A 23,646-nucleotide genomic window follows, 5' to 3' on the forward strand; every position below is an offset into this window, starting at 1 on the left:
TCAAAAACGAATCATTTTTATTAATCCAAAATCCATAATTATCAATCATTTATGAAAAAATCAATCAAACTTATTGTACTCTTTGTTGCTTTTCAATTCTCAACATTAAGTGTTTTTGCTCAAGATAAAGCAAAACAAATCGAACAACTTTTAAGCAAATACAACGAATACGGACAATTTAATGGCTCCGCGCTCGTAGCAGAGCATGGAAAAGTTATATTTCAACAAGGTTTTGGCCAGGCGAATATGGAATGGAATATTCCAAACCAGCCTGATACAAAATTCAGATTGGGTTCTATCAGCAAACAATTCACGGCACTTTTAATTGTAAAACTGGCCGAAGAGGGAAAATTAAAACTTGACGTTCCTATTACGACTTATCTTCCGGATTATCCAAAAGAAAACGGAGATAAAATAACCACTCATCACTTATTAACGCATACTTCAGGAATTCCAAATTATACCGATTCGCCAAATTTCTTTAAAGACAAAGCTCGAAATTATTATACTCCTGAAGCTTTTGTAAAAACATTTTCAAGTCTTCCTCTAGAATTTACACCAGGCGAAAAATTCAGTTATAGTAATTCTGGATACTTTTTATTAGGGTATATCATCGAAAAAGTGACTGGTAAAACTTACGAGCAATATTTACAGGAAGTTATTTTTACTCCTTTAAAAATGGTTAATTCTGGTTACGATCATAGCGATGTAATTTTAAAAAACAGAGCTGCCGGATACGAAAGAAAAGGTAAAATAATTACCAATGCCGCTTATGTTGACATGAGTATTCCATATGCTGCCGGATCTTTGTATTCTACTGTTGAAGATTTGTATTTATGGGATCAGGCATTATATACGACTAAACTACTTTCAGCAAAATCAATGGAATCGCTATTCAAGCCTTACATAAGTTTGGGAAGACCTGCTTATGGCTACGGATGGTTTATTGACGAAGTAGACAATGGAGATAAAGGAAAATTGAAAACTATTGGTCACGGAGGCGGAATTAACGGCTTTAACACTATTATCTCACGTTATCCTTCAGATAAAAACCTAATTGTTTTATTGAATAATACTGGCGGAACGGTTTTAGGCGAAATGAACGATGCTATTTGTGCCATTTTATACAATCAAAAGTTTGAACAGCCAAAAAGATCTTTAGCATTTGAGCTACTAGAAACATTCTCTAATAAAGGAACAAAAGCTGGAATAGACTCTTATAACAAATTAAAAAACGATCCGACTTATAATATTAAAGAAAATGATATGAATAGGGTTGGCTACCAATTATTACAAGACGGAAAAAAGAAGGAAGCAATTGAAATTTTTAAAATTAACGTTGAAACTTTCCCTAAATCTGGAAATGTTTATGACAGTTTAGGAGAAGCTTACTTAGCCGATGGAGATAAAAAACTGGCTATTGCCAATTATACAAAATCGGTTGAATTGGATCCTTCGAACGAAGGAGGAAAAAAAGCGCTCGCGGAGCTTTTGAAAAAATAAAATCTAATAATACTTTATCCATAGCACTTACAGAATCTTCTTAAAATTGATTTTGTAAGTGTTATTTTTTGTAACAACTTGATCATTCAGTTTGGAGATTTATTGTTGAAAGCACTATTTTAGCCCTACCCTAAAACAATAAATTAACCTATGAAAAATTTCAAAAAGCACAGTTTTCTGACTGTTTGTTTCTGCTTGTTTATTTCTTTTAAAAGCATATCTCAAACCAATTACACTTCTGCGAGAATGCCGTCTCAGCAAAATAAAATTATTATTGATAAAATTGTAGAAGCTACTCATTATAAGAATTATGTAGTCGATTTTTGTCTGTCTAAAATAAATGAAACTTCTGCAAAAGAAGGCTGGAACGAACAAAAAGCTATGGAAATTACCCAAAGCATTAATTATAAAAATTTCAGAGATGCCATCTACAACAGTTTTGTTGTTTTTGATGAAGTAGAACTGGAGACTTTATTGAAAGCATACGAAAAAGACACCGCTTATCAGACTAAAAATGTAATGACCAATAATAAAGTCCTCATTAATAATTTGAACATTTTTGCCAATGATATTGTTTTGGGGAAGTATGTTTCTAAGTAAAGGTTCAAAGTAACAAAGTAACAAAGGTTCAGAGGTTTTAAAAAATGAAAACCTCTGAACCTTTTTATTTTTAGATTTTAGTTAGAAAAACTTGAAACTTGAAACAAAAAACTAATTCTTCGGTTTCAGAACCAATTTAGTTGACGTTTTTATAATCTCTTCTTTATTTAGTTTCATTTTTCTGAATTTTCCAGCATTGTACATTTCGGCCTGATCATCATAATGTTTGCTGAATGGATTTCCGGATTGTCCTGTTGGCAAAATACTCCAGCTGTTTTCGATATCAGAGAAATCTACAATCCTTCTGGTTGAAGGCCCGCCTTTCGTATAATATTTTCCTTCCTCATTAAATCCGAAGAATAAATTATTGATGACTTCGTTTGAACCTGGAGAATTAAACGGACCAACATTAAATAATCCTCGAAGTGCTTTCACTTTTCCCAACGGATGTTCATGTTCAACTGTGTGAACTTGTCCCCATTTCCAATCTGAAACTTTATTTCCTAACTGATTTTGTAATGCTTTAACCGCATCGTGAAATGATTTAGTAACGATTTGTTTTCTAGTTTCTTTTACATTTTTGGTTTTAATATTATCCCACCAAACCGAATTTTCATTTTTAATCTGATTGGCGATAACTTGTTTTCCAACTGAAATTCCGAGAAATAAATTGAAGTTTTCTTTACCCATTTCGTCTTCAAAAGTATTTTTTAGATACAAATAAATCCATTTGTTGTAAATCGTTGGCGCAACATCTTCCAGATTGGTTGTGCCCTTCCAAGATTTTAAAACATTTATGACCTCTTTTTCTTCAGTTGAAATAGAAGTAAGATCCGTGTTCGCAATCAAATTCTTTACTGTTTCCACTGCAACATCCGAAGTATTATCGTAAATCATTTTACTGATGGCTTCTTTATCCCAATCTGATTTTGCATCCAGAATTCCAGATATCCTTTTCGCACGATCTTCCGGCAGATAATATCCAGGATACAAATAACCATCATCTATAGTTTCAGGCTGATTATTAGCAGAATAAACATAACCCCATTCTGGATTTTCTGCTGACGGATTTTGTTCGAAATCTAAATATTTTACAATATCATCTTTCCCGCTTGCGCCGTCTAAAATTAAATGGGTGTTTACACCTTCATTATGTCTGTATAATTTTCCTGTTGCCCACCAACCAACATTTCCTTTAGCGTCTCCATACATTACATTCAATCCCGGCGCTGCGATTAAACTGGCTGCTTTTTTAAATTCTTCTTTGTTTTTAGCATGCGAAAGTCCATATGCCGCATCCAGAATCTGAATGGGCTGATGCGTATAAGTCCACATCATTGCAATTGGATTTTTCTTTTCCAGACGTTCCATAAAATCATTCATAATTGGCCCATGACGACTCGATTTAATCGTCAGAACCACATCTGAAGAATCTTTTACTTTTATTGTTTTTTTTCTGATTTCATATTTTGCAAAACCAGTTGGTATCTGATATTGATTAGTATCGTCAGCTTTATTTTTTTCCTGATAAAAATCGATATCATCATTTTCAAACATCGTTAATCCGTAGGCATAATCACGGTTATGTGCCAGTAAAGGAAATGGAGTTCCGGCCAAATAACAGCCGTACAATTCATGTTGTGGCGTTACCAAATGCGCTTCGTACCATGTTGCTGGCTGAGAAAAACCAATATGTGGATCATTAGCAAAAATTACTTTTCCGCTTTTTGATTTCTTTGGTCCAACAACCCAGCTGTTACTGCCAATAAATGGTGGAATTGGAGACTGATTCAACATTGCTGTAATCGATTTTGAAATCTCGCTATATTCTTCTGTTTTTTCTTTTGAGATTTTAATTCTCGTAGTATTAAACTCGCCTTCAATGCCTAAATCTTTCAAATAAGAAGCTCCATATTTATTTTTAATATCAGTCAATAACGGGTCCGTTTTTTGAGCCATCGCAAAACTGAAGGACATATATCCGAAAATATTATAAACGTCTTTTATGGTAAACTTTTGTTTTTTAACTCCAACCAAAGTAAACTCAATTGGCGTTACGCCTTCTTCCATATATTGATTAATTCCGTCCAAGTAATCCTGAGTCAGTTTATAACTTTCACTGTTTTTGTCGAGTTTGGCAATCGCTTTCTCCGAAGCTTCTTCGATCCCAATTCCTGCAAAAAACTGATCATTTTTAAGTGCAACTCCACCAAAAATTTCAGCCAATCTTCCTGGAGCAATTCTTCGAAGCAATTCCATTTGCCATAATCTTTCCTGTGCATGTACATAACCAAGTGCTGTCATGGCATCTTTTTCTGAGTCGGCGTAAATATGTGGCACTCCAAATTCATCAAAATATACTGTTGTGGGTTTATCCAAATTTTTCAATTGTAACTCTCCTTCGTATTTGGGTTTTAAATGAAAAATATAACCACACAAACCAATTCCAAGAAGTACAATTAGTACCAATAAAACCAACAGAATCTTTTTAAGTATTTTCATATCGCACAAAAAAAATATAAATAAATGAATTCTAAAAAATGATGTAACAAAATTGAAGAATAATGTAAATATCCTTCTTTTTAAAACTCTAAATTTATGTATTTAAAATTAATAGAGTAAATGTCAATCTATAAAAAAATAGCAATCGGAATAATTTCTTTGTTTATCATTGTACTTTTAGCCAATTTTGGACTGAATTACTGGATTAAAAAACAGCTTCCGATTATTATCCATGAGAAGAATAAAACAGCCTACAATATCAATTACGAAAAAATAGAAGTTTCTCTTTTCTCCCGAAATATCTACGCACAAACTTTATTGGTCAATCCAAAAAACGAACCGAAAGACAGTAAAAATGGTCTTTTTACCAAAATAGAATCCATCACAATCAAACACTTTAATATTTGGGATCTGGCTTTTCGCGATATCATTCAGGCCGAAAGTATTATTATTAATAAACCCCGAGTAATTCTGTATAAAAAAGGCGAAAAACTTTTAAATAACAGCAAAAGCATTAAAAACGAAATCGTCGAACCATTTCAAAAAATTATAGGCGTTTCGAATATTTATCTGAATGACGGAACTGTTGATGTGGTTTCTTTGGATACTCAAAAACCTATTTTCAGCATTAAAAAAATCCTCCTGAAACTGGAAGGAATTTTAATTACCGATGCTACATTAAAAGAAAAAATTCCGCTTCAGTATAAAAGTTATGCTTTGGTCTGTGATAGTTTATTTTATCGCCCGAGCGAATTTTATCACATCACAATTGGTAAAATCAATACTGAAAAGAACTTTTTAGCAATTAATAATTTTGCTAATATTCCGCAGTTTTCCCGTCCAGAATTTGTGAAAAGACTAAAAACAGAGAAAGATATTTACACGCTGAAGGTAGATTCAGCCAGTATTCAAAAAATGGATTGGGGATTTAAAAATGATCGTTTTTTCTTTAAAGCCAACTCGATTGTGATAAATCACTTTGATGCGAATATTTATCGTGGAAAAATGCCAAAAGACGATTTGAGTAAAAAATATCTGTACAATCATTTATTACGAAATATAAAATTTCCGTTGCAAATTGATACGCTTCAAGTCTTAAAATCAAAATTGGTTTACGAAGAAGAAATAGATTTTTCTAAAGGCCCAGGAATTTTAACTTTTGACAAATTCAACTTGCAGGCAACCAATCTGCGAAGTGGTTTTGGGTTGAAAAAAACAGCTGATGTCAAAATCAAAGTAAAAACCATTTTCATGAAAAACTCTCCGCTCGATGTAGATTGGAGTTTTAATGTTTTGGATAAAAACGACGGATTTCATATTCAGGGCGTGATTTCAAATTTTGATGTGAGAGCTATGGGACAGTTCAGCAAACCTTATATGAATGCTTCCTTTACCGGAGTTTTCAATAAATACCGTTTTAATTTCTATGGAAATGATAATATTTCCAAAGGAAATGCTTCTCTCGATTATGATGATTTAAAAGTGAAATTGTACAAAAAGAAAAATCCGGAGAAAGAAGCCAAACTAAAATCGGCAATCGCTAATTTATTGGTAAAAAACGATTCTAAAGACAAAGCTAAAACTGCCGATGTTGAAATCGAACGAATTCAGGAAAAATCATTCTACAACTTTTTATGGCGAAGCATTGCGGAGTCTTTGAAGAAGATTTTGATATGATTTTTTTTCGCCACGAATTCACGAATTTTATTTAAAATGATTGTGTTGACAAACAATATTACGAATTGTAAATAAACATCGCCCATGGTTTCAATCACAGAGAACATATTGTGGGAATTCATTATGGAAATTCGTTGTTTTCCTGCGGTTTAAACCGCAGGCTATGCCGCCAGACATTTAAAATAAAATTCGTGAATTTGTGGCTAACAAAACTTTACCCGCAAACCTGACAATTATCAGGTTTTAGAAAAATGCTTTTTTCAATATTTGCCTTTATTTTAACCTAAAGACAAATGACAAAAACGCCTTTACACACTTTTCATATTCCTGTAATGGGGCTTGCGTACACGATTGACAGTCCGATTCGTGTGGCGCAGTACGGGATTTCGTCTGTTATTGCACTTGCTGATGATGACTTGATTGAAAAGATGCGTAATTTTTATAGCACTAAATTCAATATCCCGTACGAAGAAATCACACAGAAATTTCATGACTACCGCGCCGAAAGAATTACTTCTTATCTCAATTTAGTTGACAAAATCGTTAAAGAAAAATTCGAAAATTTCAAAACTGAACTAGCCGAAAGCAAAACATCTCTTGAAAATTTCATATCGATGTTACCTAATACTTCAGACATTAAAAAAGGTTTTCAGAATTTATTGGATGACGGAATTTCTTTTAAGGAAAACATTCAGAATTATATTGAATCACATCTTTTTCCAGGCGAAATTGATGTGAACATTATGACGAAATTGGACAAAGATAACTTCGAAAAAAACGAACAGCTTCCAGTTGAGTTCAACGATGCACACGCCGCCTTAAGAGGTTTTGCGAACAGTAATTTAGAATCTTCTGTGGTACTTTCAGCCGGAATGAATCCGAGATTGTTTGGTTATTTCGAAAATTTCGCAGCCTTTTTTCCAAATGAGAAAAACGAACTAAAAAAGAAAATTATCTTAAAAGTAAGCGATTTTAGATCGGCAATGATTCAAGGAAATTTCTTGGCTAAAAAAGGGCTTTGGGTTTCAGAATACCGAATTGAGTCAGGATTGAACTGCGGTGGCCACGCCTTCGCTACCGATGGACTTCTTTTAGGTACCATTTTAGAAGAATTCAGGCAGAAAAAAGAACAATTAGTACAATCTGCCCACGATTTAATGATTAAAGCTTTACAGGCAAAAAATCAAGCTTTCCCAGAAAAGCCTTTAGAATTAAAAATCACAGTTCAAGGCGGTGTGGGAACTTCGGAAGAACATGAGTTTTTATTGGACGAATACAAAGTCGATGCTGTTGGCTGGGGATCTCCATTTTTACTGGTTCCTGAAGCTACTTCTGTAGATCAAGAAACTCGTAATTTATTGATGAATGCCAAAGAAGACGATTTTTACCTAAGTAATATTTCGCCTTTGGGAGTTCCATTTAATACTTTGAAGGGGACAACAAATGAATTCCTGAAACAAAAAAGAATTCACGAGAATAAAGCGGGAAGTTCGTGCCCTAAGAAGTTTTTAGCATTAAGCAAAGAATATGATCCACATGGAATTTGTACCGCTTCTAAAAAATATCAGGATATTAAACTCGAAGAATTAGAAAACAAAAAAGACAGTTTATCTGCAGAAGACTTCGAAAAAAGCAAAATCAAAATAACAGAGAAATCGTGTTTGTGTGTTGGTTTAGCCAATGCTTCTTATCTTGAAAATGATATTAAAATAAAAGGTCAGGCACAAGGTGTAGTAATTTGCCCAGGGCCAAACTTAGCTTATTTTGATCAGGAAGTTTCTTTAAAAGAAATGGTACAGCACATTTATCAGGGAAAATCGGTTTTAAGAACCGACCGACCTAATTTGTTTGTGAAAGAATTAAAAATGTATGTGGATTATTTTAGAAATGAAATTGAAAATATTTCGGGAGAAGTAACTGCCATTCAAATAAAAAAATGGAATTCATTTAAAGCGAATATTTTAGAAGGAATCGAATATTATCATAAACTATTCTCTTCTACTTTTTACTTTAAAACGGATGAAAGGAAAATTAAAGACCAATTCGATTTTTATAAAACAGAATTAAATGCCATTCAAATTCCTACGCTGGAATTAGTATAAGCTAAACCGCCGATTTAGAAATTCTAAATCGGCGGTTTTATTTTATAGAAATTAAACTCTATTCTTTCTTTTTGTTTTTACTGTCAATAACAGCACCTGTTCCTGTTCCTAAAGCAGCACCGGCTAATCCACCAATAATAGCACCTTCGCCTTTTTTCTTACTCACAATTGCTCCGGTTGCAGCTCCTACTCCAGCACCAATTACAGCACCTTTAGCAGTTGCACTCCATCCTTTCTTTTTAGTCGTCGTTGTGGTAGTTGTAGTTTGCCCATTTGCTGGCTGTTGTACCACAACCACTTTTTGAGATTCAACTTTCTGCTCTTCTTTTATCTTCGCCATTTCAGTCTTCATTGAATCGATAACACGTTGTTTGTTAATTTCAACTTTCATGGAATCAATACTGGCTTGTTTGGCTTTGTTTACATCTTCTTTACTTTGATGCTGACATGAAGTAAAAATTATCGCTGCTAATAAAATATATAAGCCTTTCATGATTGTAGTGATTTAAAATTATACACTACAAAATACGGAATATCTGCTATAATAGTTATTACAGAATTCTTTTGAAAATTTATAAGATTAGAAGATTTTGTATTGTTTCTCGAAGAATTTTTACTGAAAGTTTAAATGATTTAATCTCGCAGAGGCGCAGAGGGGCAAAGTTTATTCTCATTTTTGTGGTTAAAGATTTTTTCACGCAGATTTAAAAAGATTTAAGCAGATGTTCGCGGATTATTTATAGAAATCATTTTAAATCTGCTAGAATCTGCAAAATCTGCGTGAAATAATTTACTTCCCTAAAATCCCTTTTTTCAGAATCTGTCCAAAGTCATACATATCTTCGTAAGAGCAATATAATGGAACTGGTGCCAGACGAATTACGTTTGGTTCACGCCAATCTGTGATCACTCCGTTTTTCATTAAATAGTCGAATAAAGCTCTTCCTTCTCCGTGCAAAAACACTGATAATTGAGAAGCTCTTTCTTCTGGGTTTGTTGGTGTAATGATTTCGAAAGTACTTTCGACCTCCTTGTCAATTTCGTGAAGAATAAATTCTAAATACGACGTAATATGATCGCGTTTTTTAATTAAAGCATCCATTCCAACTTCAGCAAACATTTCTACAGAAGCTAAGTAAGGTGCTAATGAAAGAACTGGAAGATTACTAATCTGCCATCCGTCTGCCCCATGAACGGGATCAAAGTTTGGTTCCATTTTAAAACGGCGTTCTTTGTTATGTCCCCACCAACCTGCAAATCTTGGAAGTTCAGAATTATGATGATGTTTTTCATGAACAAAACAACCAGAAGCATTTCCTGGACCTGAATTCATATATTTATAACTGCACCAAGCCGCAAAATCTACATTCCAATCATGCAGTTCTAATTTAATATTTCCTGCTGCGTGTGCTAAATCCCAACCTACTTTTGCTCCTGCTTTTTGTCCAGCTGCGGTTATCGTTTTAATATCGAAAACTTGTCCGGTATAATAATTTACGCCGCCAATTAGAACTAAAGCAAGCTCATCCCCAACTTCTTCAATTTTGGCTAAAACATCTTCCAAACGAATATTGTGTTCGCCTTCGCGACGTTTGATTTCGACAATTGCATCTTCTGGTTTGTAACCATGAAAATGAACCTGGCTTTGAAACATATATTGATCTGATGGAAAAGCTTTTTCTTCGCAGATAATTTTGTAACGTTTTCCTTTTGGCTGATAAAATGAAACCATCAACAAATGAAGATTCACCGTCAAAGTATTCATCACCGTAACTTCTGAAGGAAGTGCTCCAACAATTTTACTCAACGGTTCAGAAAATCTTTCTTGATAATCCCACCAAGGTTTCTCTGCATAAAAATGGCCTTCAACAGCAAGTTCTGCCCAGTCATTCATTACTTCATCTATGTAGGCTTTGGTACGTTTTGGCTGTAATCCTAAAGAATTTCCTGTAAAGTAAATTACTCGTTTGTCATTTACTTTAGGAAATATAAATTGTTCCTGATAATGGTTTAATGTGTCTTTCGAATCTAGCTCTCGTGCAAATTCGCGTGTATTTTGAAAAGTCATTGTGTTTTTGTTTTGTCTGCTAAAATAACACCTTTTGAAATATTTCGAATAAATTTAACAAGTTTTGCTTTTTAAAGTATTCAGTGATCAGATTTTTAGTGGTCAGAGCAATCTAAAACTGAATACTAAAAATCTGACCACTGAACACCATAAAAAAACCCGTCATCACTGACAGGTTTTTAAAATTCTGAAACAATCTCAGATTATAATATTAACATCGCATCTCCGTAAGAGTAGAATTTGTATCCTTCTTTGATTGCTTCTTCGTATGCTTTTTTCATTAAATCATGTCCACAGAAAGCAGAAATCATCATTAATAATGTTGATTTTGGTGTGTGGAAGTTTGTAATCATACAGTTTGCAATACTAAAATCGTGAGGAGGGAAAATAAATTTATTTGTCCATCCTTCGTAAGGATTTAAAGTATTTGCAGAAGAAACAGAACTTTCTATTGCACGCATAGAAGTTGTTCCTACAGCACAAATACGTTTTTTCTTTGCTTTTCCTTCGTTTACGATATCACAAGCTTCTTGAGTAATGATTAATTCCTCAGAATCCATTTTGTGTTTAGATAAGTCTTCAACCTCAACTGGGTTAAAAGTTCCTAAACCAACGTGTAAAGTTACCTCAGCAAAGTTTACTCCTTTGATTTCTAATTTTTTCAAAAGGTGTTTTGAGAAGTGTAAACCAGCAGTTGGTGCTGCTACAGCTCCTTCTTCTTTTGCGTAAATGGTTTGGTATCTTTCAGCATCTTCTGGAGTAACGTCTCTGTTGATGTATTTAGGAATTGGAGTTTCTCCAAGTTCTGTCAATTTGTTTCTGAATTCTTCATAAGAACCATCGTATAAGAAACGTAAAGTTCTTCCACGAGAAGTTGTATTGTCGATTACCTCAGCAACTAATGAATCGTCATCACCAAAATAAAGTTTATTACCAATACGGATTTTTCTAGCAGGATCTACTAAAACATCCCATAAACGTTGCTCTGAATTTAATTCTCTCAACAAGAAAACCTCAATTCTAGCTCCAGTTTTTTCTTTGTTTCCGTACAAACGTGCAGGGAAAACTTTTGTATTATTTAGAATTAAAACGTCTCCGTCATCAAAATAGTTGATCACGTCTTTAAACATTTTATGTTCGATTGTGTTTTTTTTACGGTCAATTACCATTAAACGAGATTCATCTCTGTTTTCTGCTGGAAATTCAGCCAAAAGTTCTTTCGGTAAATTGAAATTGAAGTGTGATAATTTCATATTTGAATTGTTGATTTTAGAGTGTAGCTTTTAGATTTGTTTATCTAAAAATTTAAATCGGATGCAAATATACGATTGTGAGATAGGCGTTGTCAAGTGTTTTGACGTTTATTTTCAAAAGTCCTTGATTTTGTGAGGTTTCGAGATGAATTAAAAATGCTTTTTTTGAACCATATAAGTTCATATTAACTGGATTTTTTAAAAACTGGATTCTATATATTAAACCCGACAGTCCCGAAGCCTCGGGATGAAAACCTGTTGGGTTTGCATTTGAATACGCATAAAAAAACCTCTGGTTTTCGACCAGAGGCTATTTAATTAAGCTTTATTTTAAATGAACTTATATAACTTATATGGTTCAAAAAATTTTACAATTCTGAGATTTGAAAGTTTAGCGCTTTTAAATCACTCCAAAAATCCGGGTATGATTTCGAGACCACTTCAGCATCATCAATAATAATTGGAACTTTAATTGCTAAAGGAGCAAAAGCCATTGCCATACGGTGATCGTTGTAGGTTGCAATATGCACATCATGGTTAATAGCTCCTGAAAGCTCTAAAGTCAGACTATCATTAGTTACCGAAATATTCGCTCCTAATTTTGTCAATTCAATTCTTAAAGCTTCTAATCTGTCAGTTTCCTTAATTTTTAAAGTATGAAGACCTGTTAAGTGACATCCAATTCCTAAACCTAAACATGTTACAACTATTGTCTGAGCAATATCTGGAGTATTATTCAATTCAAAATTTACGTCTTGATAAGTAAAACCAGCTACTTTTTCCAAAGTCATTTTATTGTTTTGGAAAGTCGTTTTTACACCCATTTTTTCATAAAGAGAAACTAATTCTGAATCTCCTTGTAAGCTGTTTTCTTTGTAACTGCTCAAAGTAATTTTTGCAGCATCTGATAGTGCTACTAAACTAAAGAAATAAGAAGCTGAACTCCAATCCGATTCTACAACCATTTCTTTTGGTTCCACAGCTTCTTTTGGATAAACTTTGATTACATTTCCTTCAAAACTTGTTTTGATATCTAAATCATTCAACAGAGCCAAAGTCATTTTGATATATGGAATCGAAGTAATTTCTCCTTCTAAAGTCAGTTCTAAACCATTATCTAATTTAGAAGCTACTAATAAAAGTGCCGAAATATACTGACTGCTTACATTTGCCGCCAAGTTTACTTTTGAAGCCGTTACCTTTTTTCCTTTAATTCGGATTGGCGGATAACCTTCTTCTTTTTCGTATGAAATCTCAACACCTAATTGTCTTAAAGTATCGACCAAAATTTTGATTGGACGTTCCTGCATTCTGCTAGATCCTGTCAAAACTACTTCTCTTCCTTCGTTAACCGAAAAATAAGCTGTAAGAAAACGCATTGCTGTTCCAGCATGGTGAATGTCTACAATTTCGTCATTTCCAGCTAAAGCTTTTTGCATTACTTCGCTATCATCAGAGTTTGAAGTATTGGCTAAAGTGATATTTGGGAATAAAGCTTTTAGTAATAATAAGCGGTTTGTTTCGCTTTTAGAACCTGTAATATTGAGTTGCGAATCATCAATGGTGAATGGTGAATTCGTCGTTAATTTTAAATTCATGATATTAGTTATGAGTTGCGAATTATGAGTAACATAATCCAAGCGCGCAATTTACCACTCCTCGCCCGTAAATCAAAATTCACGCTGAAATTTCACAATTATTTCAATTTCTCATTGTTTTTGTGACGATCTTTATCTCTAACCGATTTTAAGTCCATTTTTTTATCAAAAGCAGCTTGTAAATCGATTCCTGTTTGATTGGCTAAACATAAAACAACGAAAACAACATCTGCTAATTCTTCGCCTAAATCTTTGTTTTTATCACTTTCTTTTTCTGATTGTTCTCCGTAACGGCGGGCAATAATTCTGGCAACTTCTCCAACTTCTTCTGTAAGTTGTGCCATATTAGTTAATTCGTTAAAGTAACGAACTCCATGTTCTTTTATCCAAGTATCAACATCTAGTTGTGCATTTTTCAAATCCATTTTTTAAGCTTTTTTAAGGATAATTTTTTCGTTTTGACTAGCAAGCATTTTTTGAAACAATGTTTTTAATGCATTGTAGTGCTCAGCTGCAAAAATACTATTGTTGATGTCTTTTGTAAAGATAAATTGAATTTTGTTTCCTTCACTTAAAACATTTAGGGATAAACTTATAGCATTTTCTTCCAAAGAAAGTCTTGTTGGTTTAGGAAGTATCTCTATAGTGTAGCCTTCTGGAATATCTATATTTACAAAAAGCTTTTCTTGTTTAGGATATCCAAAATAAATTCCCATCTGCCTATTTTCCTGTACAAACGGATTTTTTGAAGGCGTGTAAAATAACATAGGGCTTATGTAAAGTTTGCCGCCAATACTCTCAACGAAATTATTCGTTTCAAAACTAAAAGTCTCCACAATTGGATCAGATATATTGGAAATTTTATTTGTTATTCCATAATCTGAAATCTTCAAATCTCCCAATTGTTGCTCTAATTTTTCTAAATAGCTGTCTTGATTTCTGTTTCCGTTTTGAACTCTAAATTTATAAGCTTCATAATCTGTTCTCTGAATTCTTACTTTACCGTTAATCTTTCCATCTTCATTTAATTTGATAGTGATACTTGCATTTTCTTTAGAGGGTTTTATCGGAACTAAATCAATTTCTTTGGAAGTCCCATCACTTTTAATTAATCTCCCTTTCCAGTTTAAAGTGTTTAGAGGCAATATATCTGGTGATGTAAATTTTCTGGAAGCATCTAATAGAACTTGCTTTTCATCTATTTCTGCTGCAACAATCACATAATTAAATCCTGTTCTTGTTGGATAAACGGGAACTCCATTTTCGACCGTACTTACTAAAACTGGATTTGCTTCTATTCCTGCCCATTTCAACATATTGAGCAAGATAAAATTGATTTCTGCTATATTTCCGGTTTGATCTGTATAGGCTTTTTCAACTCCTTTATCTGTATAATAACTATTTTTTTCATTCCAGTTCATTTTATTCTGTACGTATTGAAAAATAACATTCATTCTCTCTTTTGGAGATTGAACATTCGCAAGTATCTTTTTTACATCTTCGAGCAAAAAACTATTTTTATTAATTTCTTTCCCAAAATGGTCATCTTTAAAAATTGTTGAAGCCACACCTTCCCATGTAATCGTATAATCTTTTACAGGTTGTTCTGGCATTCGGACCCTTTCCAACTCATGTTTGATAGAGCCTCTGTAATTTTCGATATTATTGACATAAGGTTCTTCTTTTAAAGCTGGAATATCTTTTCCTGAATAAAAAGAGTCTATCTGCTGGTATAAAAAATTTCTGCTCTGACCATACTCATTTTCATAACTCTGACTTCCTGATACAATTTTAGAAGTGTTTTCTATGGTGCTGGTACCTACTAAAAGAGCTTTGTATATATAAAATTCCGGAAACTGCGTTTTGTATTCAAAATAATTTACTGGAATACTAAATTGAAAATCAAAATCTGGAAATTGAACAATATTTTCTGACTTTAGAACATATTTATATTCTAGAATAGATCCTACTTTGACATTTGGAAATGTTATTCCTTTTTCGTTCCAATATTCATTGATTTTTCTTTTAAATGTTCCCTGATTTTCCAGCTTAGTTTTTTCAATTTTTCCATTTTCTAAATTGTAAGTCACAGCATTCGAAAAAGACAGCAAATCTTCATTTAAGTTTTGGTATCCAACATAATACTGTACTTTTTGGTCGGCCCATTTTAAGCCTTCTTTTTTGTATATTTTGATTTTAAATTCATACGTATGAACTGCTGAGAAACCAGTTTTATAATTATACGTAAAAATAGTTTTTCCTTTTTTGAATAAAATTGCTGCTGGTGCCGAAGAATCTATTGGATGTACTTTTTCCTGAAGTTCTGCAACAGTAACTTTTCCAAGCTCATATTTTTGAGCTAGGACCTTAACATTGTTCCAAAAGAACACAAAACATATTAAAAGAAAACGAGCCCGCATCTTAAATACGTTTTAAAACTATTTTCTCTGTTTCTTTTGCAACCATTCCTTTGTAGTACTCTTTTAACATATCATATTGCTCATTAGATACAATCGCTTCGTTTATTTGATGAGAAATAGATAATTGCAATAAACTCTCATTTTGCGCAATGTGATATTTAAATACCCCTAAATTATCCTCCATGGTCAAAGCTCCTGATTTTGGTAATGACTCAACCGTAAAACCATCTGGAATTTTAATCGTTATATTAAATTTATCCATAAATGGGTATCCGAAATCAATTGGATACTCTCTTACTTCTTGTTTGAAAGGATTACTTGTTTTAGCAAAAAACAACATTGGATTAATGTAAATCTTATCTCCAATTAGATCGCATAAATTAGAGCCTGTAAATGAAAAAGATTCAATGGTAGGAAGTAAAAGTTCTTTTTCATTTGTTCTGCTGTAATCACTAATTTCAATCTTGCCACTTTCATTTTCAAGTTTTTCGAGATAAGCATCTTGTTTTACGCTTTCAAAATTATTTCTAAAAACCATTGCATTGTACTCTGTACATTGCCTTCTAACTTTTCCATCAATTTTACCAGTTGGATCAATTGTATAGTTTACAAAAACATTGTCATTAGAGATTGTATTCGGCATTAAATCAACCGCTTCAGAAGTCCCGTCTTTACGAATTAAACGTCCCTGCCAGTTCAATGCTCTTAAGGGCAAGATATTTGGTGATGAATATTTAGAAGAAGCATCTAATAATATATTTCCTTGATCGGTTTCTACTGCAGCAATTACATAATTAAAGGCTGTCCTATTCGCAAAAAAAGCAATTCCGTTAGAACGTGTGCTCACCAATACAGGATTTGCTTTCAATCCTGCATGACGGAGCATAGCTGTCAGCATTAAATTGATGTCGGCAATATTTCCTGTTTTTTCTTTGTATGCTTTACGTACTCCGTTATCACATGCATATCCATGAATACCGTTCCAGCTCACATTTGCTTTTACAAAATTTAAGATCATAAAAATCCTTTCTTCGTTGCTTTTTGCAGCGGCCAACAATGCTTTCAGGTCTTCTTCAAAATAACCTGTTTTATTTAACTCTGGTCCAAAGTCATCATATTCATAAATTGTTTTTACTACTGAATTCCAATCTGTTGAATACGGTTTTATTGGTTGATTCGGGAATTTAGTCATTGCCAGTTCAAATTGTAGGCTTGACATATAATTATTTACATTATTCACAAAAACTTCATCTTTCATGGCAGGAAAATTTTCTGCAACATAAGTAGTTTTTGCCTCTTGATACTCTTGCTTAAAAGTAGAAAAGGATGGTTTTCCCGAAACTAGATCTCTTTCTTTTTCATTAACCGTAAAAGATCCTTGGATAAATTCAGATTTAACTTTTGGGGAAATATATCCTTTTTGTCTCACATTATAAACAAAGTATTCTGGAATATAAGTTACATACTCTGAATAGTTAACTGGAATTTCTTCTTGAAAATCCCAATCGCGCATAAAATTTAAATGACGGCTTTTAATTGTATATCTGTATTCGATAACAGAACCTTCTTTTACATTAGGCAGTGTAATTTTTTTGTGCCCACTATACTTACTTCGGTTTTCCTTAAAAGTACCTTCTGCTTTCAATTTAGTTTTTTCTATTTTTCCATCGACCAAATTATAGGTTACTGCATCTGAAAAAACTACAGATTCCTCAACTCCTCCAGAGATGTAATAAAAAACATCTTGGTTAGCCCAGTCGTAGCCTTCTTTTTTATAAATTTTAATTCTATTTTCTACATCAGTAACAATTATAAAACCCTGGTCTTTATCATAAATAAATCTAGAAGTTCCTTTTTTATACAAAATAGCGGCAACAGCAGCCGAATCTTTTGGGTGTACTTTTTGTTGAAGTTCTGCGATAGATACTTTTCCTAATTTAAACTCTTGCGCTGTAACAGTTGAAACGACGAGCAACAGAAATAATGCATTGATTAGTTTGAGTAATTTCATTGGTTGGATAATTTATGTTTTTGGGTTAATTCTTGGTTGATATATCTTATAGGTTATTCTTTGAGTAAATTTGTTCTTCAGACTGATTAAGCGAAATCTGCCAAACCTGTTAAATACGCTTTAGAACTATTTTTTCTGTTTGTTTGGCAATCATTCCTTTGTAATAATCTTTTAACATCTCATATTCATCACTGCCAACAATAGCTTTGTTAATTTGATGTATTATGCTTAATTGTAAAATATTTTCCTCTACAACAATGTTAAACTTAAAACTCCCTACATTGTTCTGCATATTGTAAACTGCTGCTTTGGGCAGAGTTTCTATTGTGAAGCCATCTGGAATTTTAATCGTTATATTATATTTATCTAAAAATGGAAAACCAAAATCTACAGGATATTCTCTAATTTCCTGTTTAAAAGGGTTTTTATACTGTGTAAAAAACAACATCGGATTTACGTAAATTTTACCTCCAATTACTTCACACAGATTATTTCCTTTAAATGAATAGGTCTCAATAATAGGAGCTAGTAAATCTTTCTCATTCGTTCTTAAATATTCACTCACTTCGATTCTCCCACTATTGTTTTCAAGTTTTTCTAAATATTCTTCTTCTTTTAATTTTTCAAAATTTTCTCTCGATATCATTGCATTATAATCAGAACACTGTCTTCTGGTTTGTCCCGATATTTTGCCTTCAGAATCAATATTATAATTTATAAAAACAATATCACTGGATGCTCTCTTTGGCATTAAATCAATTTCCTGAGAAGTTCCATCATTTCTTATTAATCTTCCAATCCAATTCAAAGCCCTAAGAGGAAGTACGTTAGGCGTTGAATATTTATCCGTAGCATCTAGCAAAACATATCCATTTGGAGTTTCTACAGCTGCTATAACATAATTAAAAGCATTTCTGCTTGGAAAAAAAGCAATTCCATTAGAACGTGTACTTACTAAAACGGGGTTTACAGTTAATCCTGAATAACGGAGCATTGCAATCAGCATCAAGTTAATATCTGCGACATTTCCTGTTTTTTCTTTATAAGTTTTCTTAACTCCGTTATCGCAGCCATATCCGTTAACGCCGTTCCATTTCACATTAGATTTTACATGATTTAGAATCGCCAGCATTCTTTCGTCTGTTACATTAATTCCTGCTAATATTTTATTGAGATCTTCTTCAAAATATCCTGTCTTGTTTAATTCTGGTCCAAAATCATCATATTCATAAATTGTTTTCACAACCGAATTCCAATCTGTAGAATATTCTTTAATCGGCTTGTTTGGAAACCGTACGAATGACAATTCATGTTCGATACTTGCTCGATAGTTATTAATATTATTAACATAGTTCTCTTCCTTCAATGCTGGAAAATCGTGTGCTGTATAAGTTATCTCTGTTTCTATATAATTTACTTCCTCCTTACGAGTTTCAGTTTGATTCATAAATCCAACTATTGTACTTGTTACGACAATAGATTTTGATCTTGTTGTAGTTGCAATTTTTGGAAATACATATCCCTTTTGTCTCGGTTTAAAAACATAATATTCTGGATATATCACTTTAAACTCCGAATAATTTACAGGAATAGAAGTCTGAAAATCCCATTCTCGAATCATAAAATTACTAGAGGACTTTATTGTATATCGAAATTCGATTACAGAACCTTCTTTTACATTTGGCATTGTAATCTTTTTTTGCGCTGTATATTTTGAAAGTACTTCGTCAAAAACCCCATCGGTTTTAAGCTTTGTCTTTTCTATTTTGCCATTTACCAAATTGTAAGTAACAGCATCTGAAAAAAGGACTTTTTCATTTAATGTGTTATTGTAGTACCAAACCTTTTGATTAGCCCAATCATATCCTCCTTTTTTATAAATTTTAATACGAGTTTCTACATCGGTCACCATGCAAAAACCTTCATTTTGATCAAATTCTAGTCTAGATATTCCTTTATCATAAAGAATAGCGGCAACAGCAGATGAATCTTTTGGATGCATTTTTTGTTCAAGCTCTGCAATTGAAACTTTTCCTAATTTAAACTCTTGTGCTGTAATTGCCGAAACGAAGAACAGCAGAAATAGTACACTGAGAAGTTTGGTTAATCTCATTGGTTGGTTTTGGTTGAGTTAGTTTTTATTTTGGGTTAATTCTTGGTTAATATTATTTTGGCGTTATCATTTCGGGAAACTTGCTCCATAAACAATCGATATTCATCATATTCTTTATTTGAATATTTTCCTTTGTTTAGAAACATCGATCTTTTATAGGTTAGTTTGTTAGAATCATTTTTGATGATTTCGGTTTTATACTCGCCAAATTTTCCTTTCAGCTCATAATTTTGCGGCAGAAATTCAATGCTGAAACCTGCAGGAAGATTGATTTCGATTTCATCTGTATCTAAATAGCCACGCTGAATTTGGAATGGATTTTTACGGTTTCTTATTCGTTTTACGTTATCTGAATTTTGGTTAAAAGCATCAACCGTAAAAATCATTTTATTCCCAGAAATTACTCCATAATTGGATGCTGCTATTTGAACATCTTCTGTAAAACGAATATTCTCTTTATCATTCGTAAAAGTAATTTTACCCAATTTTAGATTGTTTATATTTCCCCAATAATCCTTGTAATGTTTCTCTTTTTCGTGAGGCTGAAAAGTTTCAACTCTCGATTTAGAAGCATATTGACTACCTTGAGATGCTATTTTTAAATTACCCGAAAAATCACCGTTTTCATTAATGGTATAAGTTCCTTTACCGTTTTGAGTATTTCCTTTATCCTCATAGATTGTTGTACGAACAATTTCTCCTCCTTGAGGTTTAACGACCAAAACATCTCTGTCGTCTGTAAAAGTTCCTTGGTAACCAAAAGGATCATCTTGACTTGTACATTCCAGCCATATATAATTGTTTCCATTTGGAACCGCTAAAATCATGTGATTGCCTTGCATGGAAACAAAATCAGATTGAATATTTGACTTATAACGATCTCCATACAAAATAGTATTATAAGATGGAACATCGACAACTTGTAAAAGTGCTTTTGTATAATTGGATAACGCCTTACAATCTCCGTAGCCTAAACGATCAACATCTGAAGCCAGCATAGGTTTCCAACCACCAATACCTACAGCTATATTTACATATCTTGATTTTTTCTGAACATAATCGTAGATAATTTTTGTCTTTTTAACCAAGTCAGTTTCATTCCCAACCAAAGCTTTAATCTTAGTTTTAGTTTCTTCCGGCAATGTCGTAGTTCCTGCTAGAATCTTGTCGCCATACCATTTCCCAAAAGCTTCCCAAGTGGTAGCTGTACCATCAACTCCCTCTAAATGGAAATGTTCCAATCCCATCATTACTTTAGGATAAAGATCTGAAGGATATGGACTGTAATCTTCTGCTTTTTGAGCCAATATATTATGGGCTTCATAACTAAGTTTCGTATCAGTATCAACTGTTTTTTTTATTTTAAAATCTTCGAACTGAAACTCTTTCTTTTTAAAACCTAAATTATTTGGAAAGGATACATTTAAGATGCAATTCTCTACGCTAACATTATAACCGCCTATGAAATACCATCTTGGTATAAAAGCTGTGTTCGATGTTTCGATTTCACTGCTATACGCAACTGTAAATGGGTACGTAATTGGGGTATAATCTAAGAAAAGTACACGATTGTCTGAAAAAAGCGTACTGCCACTTGCTGCACTTTGGTCTTTAAAATCCTTTCGTTTTATTTTTTTAATTTCGTTACCAAATGCATCATATACAACAGCTTCGATACTTTTTATATAGGTTGATTTATCGTAATACTCATAACCATCTATTTCATTAAGCCCTTTTTGATTTAAAACGGTAATGACTCTTTGCTTTTTAATATTCATGCTTCGCTGCGAAAGAATATTAATATCCATTTGATCTAATCGAAGAACAGCATTTGCATTGTCTTTAAGACTGTCAGAAATTTTAAGAATCGAATAATTATTCTTTTGAGCAAAAGAATGAGAGGTAAAAATTAAAAAAAATAATGCGTAACAGAGGTTTTTCATTAGTAGGTATTTTCTCCAAATATAATTTTTTTTGAGAAATCCTTAACAAACGTTTAATAATATTTTACTCCCTATTTTTACTGTCTATTAAAATCGTGACAGGACCATCATTTAGGAGTTTTACTTTCATATCTGCACCAAAAATTCCGGTTTGTATTTTTTTACTAAATTCTTTTTCCAATGTTTTAACAAAGTTCTCATACATCGGAATTGCGAAGTCTGGTTTAGCAGCTTTTATATAAGATGGGCGGTTTCCTTTTTTGGTAGAAGCATGAAGTGTAAATTGGCTTACAACAATAATATCTCCGTCAATATCTTGAACCGAACAGTTCATGACATCATTTTCGTCTCCAAAGATTCTCATTTTAATGATTTTTCCAGCAAGCCAGTCAATATCTTCTTGGGTATCGGCATCTTCAATTCCAACTAAAATCAATAAACCTTTTTGTATATCGGCTGTTTTTTGACCATCGACTGTTACTGATGCTTCTGAAACTCTTTGGATAACTACTTTCATTTTTATTTTGATCTAAATGCAGCATAATTAATTAGCCACAGATTACATGGATTAAAAAGATTCTAAATTTTGGCGTTAGATGTACTGCAGTTCATGTCTACAATAAACAATCATATTCTACTTGAGATTTTTGGAATTTGGAGTTTTAGAAAAATTGGAATTTACTTATTTTCTCGTTTCATCACTAGCTGCACGATCTTCACCATAAGTATCTGTGCGGTAATGTTCTTCATCTCCTTCCAAAATTTTCAGATAACTATTGTAACGAGACCAAGCAATTTCATCTTTTTCTAAAGCCGCTTTTATGGCGCAGTGTGGTTCTTCTTTATGCAAACAATTGTTAAACTTACATTGATCTTTCAATTTGAAAAATTCCGGGAAGTAACCACTGATTTCTGATGGTTCCATATCGACAATTCCAAAACCTTTTATCCCTGGAGTGTCAATAATTCTAGCATCAAACGACAAATCGTACATTTCGGCAAAAGTTGTGGTGTGTTGTCCTTGTTTGCTTTGTTCTGAAATGACAGAAGTTTTTAAATGAAGACTTGGCTCCATAGCATTTACCAAAGTCGATTTTCCAACTCCCGAATGTCCAGAAAACATGCTTACTTTGCCAATCATCATTTCTTTCAGTTGGTCAACACCTTTATTTTCTGTTGATGAAATTCGGAGGCATTTATATCCAATTTCCTGATAAATATGCTGGAGATACAATTGATCGTCTAAAGTCTGATCGTTTAGTGTATCAATTTTATTAAAAATAAGAATAGCTTCAATCCCGTACGCTTCTGCAGTAACCAAAAAACGATCAATGAAGCTTGTCGTCGTTGGCGGATTGTCAATCGTAACCAATAAAAAGACCTGATCAATATTAGAAGCAATAATATGAATCTGCTTAGACAAGTTGACCGATTTACGAACGATATAATTTTTTCTTTCATGAATATTATGAATCGTACCCGTAATGGCATCCGATGTTTCCTCTAATTCATAATCCACAATATCGCCTACAGCAATAGGATTGGTACTTTTAATTCCTTTTATTCTAAATTTCCCTTTCATACGGCATTCCACAAAATCTCCATTTTCAGATTTTACGGTGTACCAACTTCCTGTAGATTTATATACGGTTCCTGTCATTCTTTTACTTTAGATTGCTGATTTTAGATTTTAGATTCAAAACCTAAATCTTCGCAAAGATAAATGAATAATTTTAAACATAGCCCAAGGTTTCAACCGTGAGCTATATTATACAAAACAAAAATCCCCATCACTTCTTTCAAAGTAATAGGGATTTTAAAAAACAATCTATTTTTAATATTTTGCTATAAGAAAA

At 32.8% G+C, this 23,646-nt stretch carries 16 protein-coding genes; 4 read left to right on the plus strand and 12 right to left on the minus strand.

The window, feature by feature from the left end; translation table 11 throughout:
• Positions 1-51: 51 nt before the first annotated feature.
• Positions 52-1,503, plus strand: a complete 1,452-nt coding sequence (locus tag GSY47_RS21925) for a serine hydrolase domain-containing protein (protein WP_179001713.1) — start codon at positions 52-54, stop codon at positions 1,501-1,503.
• A 150-nt stretch (positions 1,504-1,653) separates the two neighbouring features.
• Positions 1,654-2,103 (plus strand): hypothetical protein, encoded by a 450-nt coding sequence (locus tag GSY47_RS21930; protein WP_179001715.1) that lies wholly within the window; start codon positions 1,654-1,656, stop codon positions 2,101-2,103.
• Positions 2,104-2,214: 111 nt separating this feature from the next.
• Here the strand turns inward: GSY47_RS21930 and GSY47_RS21935 are convergent, their stop codons facing one another.
• A complete protein-coding gene (locus tag GSY47_RS21935; RefSeq protein WP_179001717.1) occupies positions 2,215-4,605 on the minus strand; it encodes a penicillin acylase family protein in 2,391 nt (796 codons plus the stop codon).
• Positions 4,606-4,725: 120 nt separating this feature from the next.
• On the opposite strand from GSY47_RS21935, the gene GSY47_RS21940 reads away from it, so the two are divergent.
• Positions 4,726-6,282, plus strand: a complete 1,557-nt coding sequence (locus GSY47_RS21940; RefSeq protein ID WP_179001719.1) for a hypothetical protein — start codon at positions 4,726-4,728, stop codon at positions 6,280-6,282.
• A 293-nt stretch (positions 6,283-6,575) separates the two neighbouring features.
• Positions 6,576-8,384, plus strand: a complete 1,809-nt coding sequence (locus GSY47_RS21945; RefSeq protein WP_179001721.1) for a hypothetical protein — start codon at positions 6,576-6,578, stop codon at positions 8,382-8,384.
• A 58-nt stretch (positions 8,385-8,442) separates the two neighbouring features.
• Here GSY47_RS21945 and GSY47_RS21950 read toward each other — a convergent pair whose 3' ends face one another.
• From GSY47_RS21950 to rsgA, 11 genes are all read right to left on the minus strand, one after another.
• A complete protein-coding gene (locus tag GSY47_RS21950; RefSeq protein WP_179001723.1) occupies positions 8,443-8,877 on the minus strand; it encodes a YMGG-like glycine zipper-containing protein in 435 nt (144 codons plus the stop codon).
• Between the two features lie 297 nt (positions 8,878-9,174).
• Positions 9,175-10,452 carry a kynureninase gene (gene kynU, locus GSY47_RS21955; protein ID WP_179001725.1) on the minus strand — a complete coding sequence of 426 codons (1,278 nt, stop codon included), beginning with the start codon at positions 10,450-10,452 and terminating at the stop codon, positions 9,175-9,177.
• A gap of 203 nt (positions 10,453-10,655) precedes the next feature.
• Positions 10,656-11,705, minus strand: coding sequence for a tRNA preQ1(34) S-adenosylmethionine ribosyltransferase-isomerase QueA (queA, locus tag GSY47_RS21960; RefSeq protein WP_109190745.1), 1,050 nt, complete (start codon positions 11,703-11,705; stop codon positions 10,656-10,658).
• Between the two features lie 368 nt (positions 11,706-12,073).
• Complete coding sequence (locus tag GSY47_RS21965; RefSeq protein ID WP_179001727.1) at positions 12,074-13,303, minus strand: 3-phosphoshikimate 1-carboxyvinyltransferase; 1,230 nt, start codon at positions 13,301-13,303, stop codon at positions 12,074-12,076.
• A 98-nt stretch (positions 13,304-13,401) separates the two neighbouring features.
• On the minus strand, positions 13,402-13,728 hold the full coding sequence (locus tag GSY47_RS21970) for a nucleotide pyrophosphohydrolase (protein WP_179001729.1): 327 nt from the start codon (positions 13,726-13,728) through the stop codon (positions 13,402-13,404).
• Positions 13,729-13,731: 3 nt separating this feature from the next.
• A complete protein-coding gene (locus GSY47_RS21975) occupies positions 13,732-15,723 on the minus strand; it encodes a DUF3857 domain-containing protein (protein WP_219071536.1) in 1,992 nt (663 codons plus the stop codon).
• A gap of 1 nt (position 15,724) precedes the next feature.
• On the minus strand, positions 15,725-17,734 hold the full coding sequence (locus GSY47_RS21980) for a DUF3857 domain-containing protein (RefSeq protein WP_179001733.1): 2,010 nt from the start codon (positions 17,732-17,734) through the stop codon (positions 15,725-15,727).
• Positions 17,735-17,843: 109 nt separating this feature from the next.
• Positions 17,844-19,847, minus strand: coding sequence for a DUF3857 domain-containing protein (locus tag GSY47_RS21985; RefSeq protein ID WP_219071537.1), 2,004 nt, complete (start codon positions 19,845-19,847; stop codon positions 17,844-17,846).
• Between the two features lie 35 nt (positions 19,848-19,882).
• Positions 19,883-21,790, minus strand: a complete 1,908-nt coding sequence (locus GSY47_RS21990) for a DUF3857 domain-containing protein (RefSeq protein WP_179001737.1) — start codon at positions 21,788-21,790, stop codon at positions 19,883-19,885.
• 64 nt (positions 21,791-21,854) lie between these two features.
• Positions 21,855-22,307, minus strand: coding sequence for a D-aminoacyl-tRNA deacylase (gene dtd / locus GSY47_RS21995; protein ID WP_179001739.1), 453 nt, complete (start codon positions 22,305-22,307; stop codon positions 21,855-21,857).
• 165 nt (positions 22,308-22,472) lie between these two features.
• Complete coding sequence (gene rsgA / locus GSY47_RS22000; RefSeq protein WP_179001741.1) at positions 22,473-23,450, minus strand: ribosome small subunit-dependent GTPase A; 978 nt, start codon at positions 23,448-23,450, stop codon at positions 22,473-22,475.
• Positions 23,451-23,646: the final 196 nt, after the last annotated feature.

The sequence above is a fragment of the Flavobacterium quisquiliarum genome, from assembly GCF_019308285.1.
GTDB lineage: Bacteria > Bacteroidota > Bacteroidia > Flavobacteriales > Flavobacteriaceae > Flavobacterium > Flavobacterium quisquiliarum.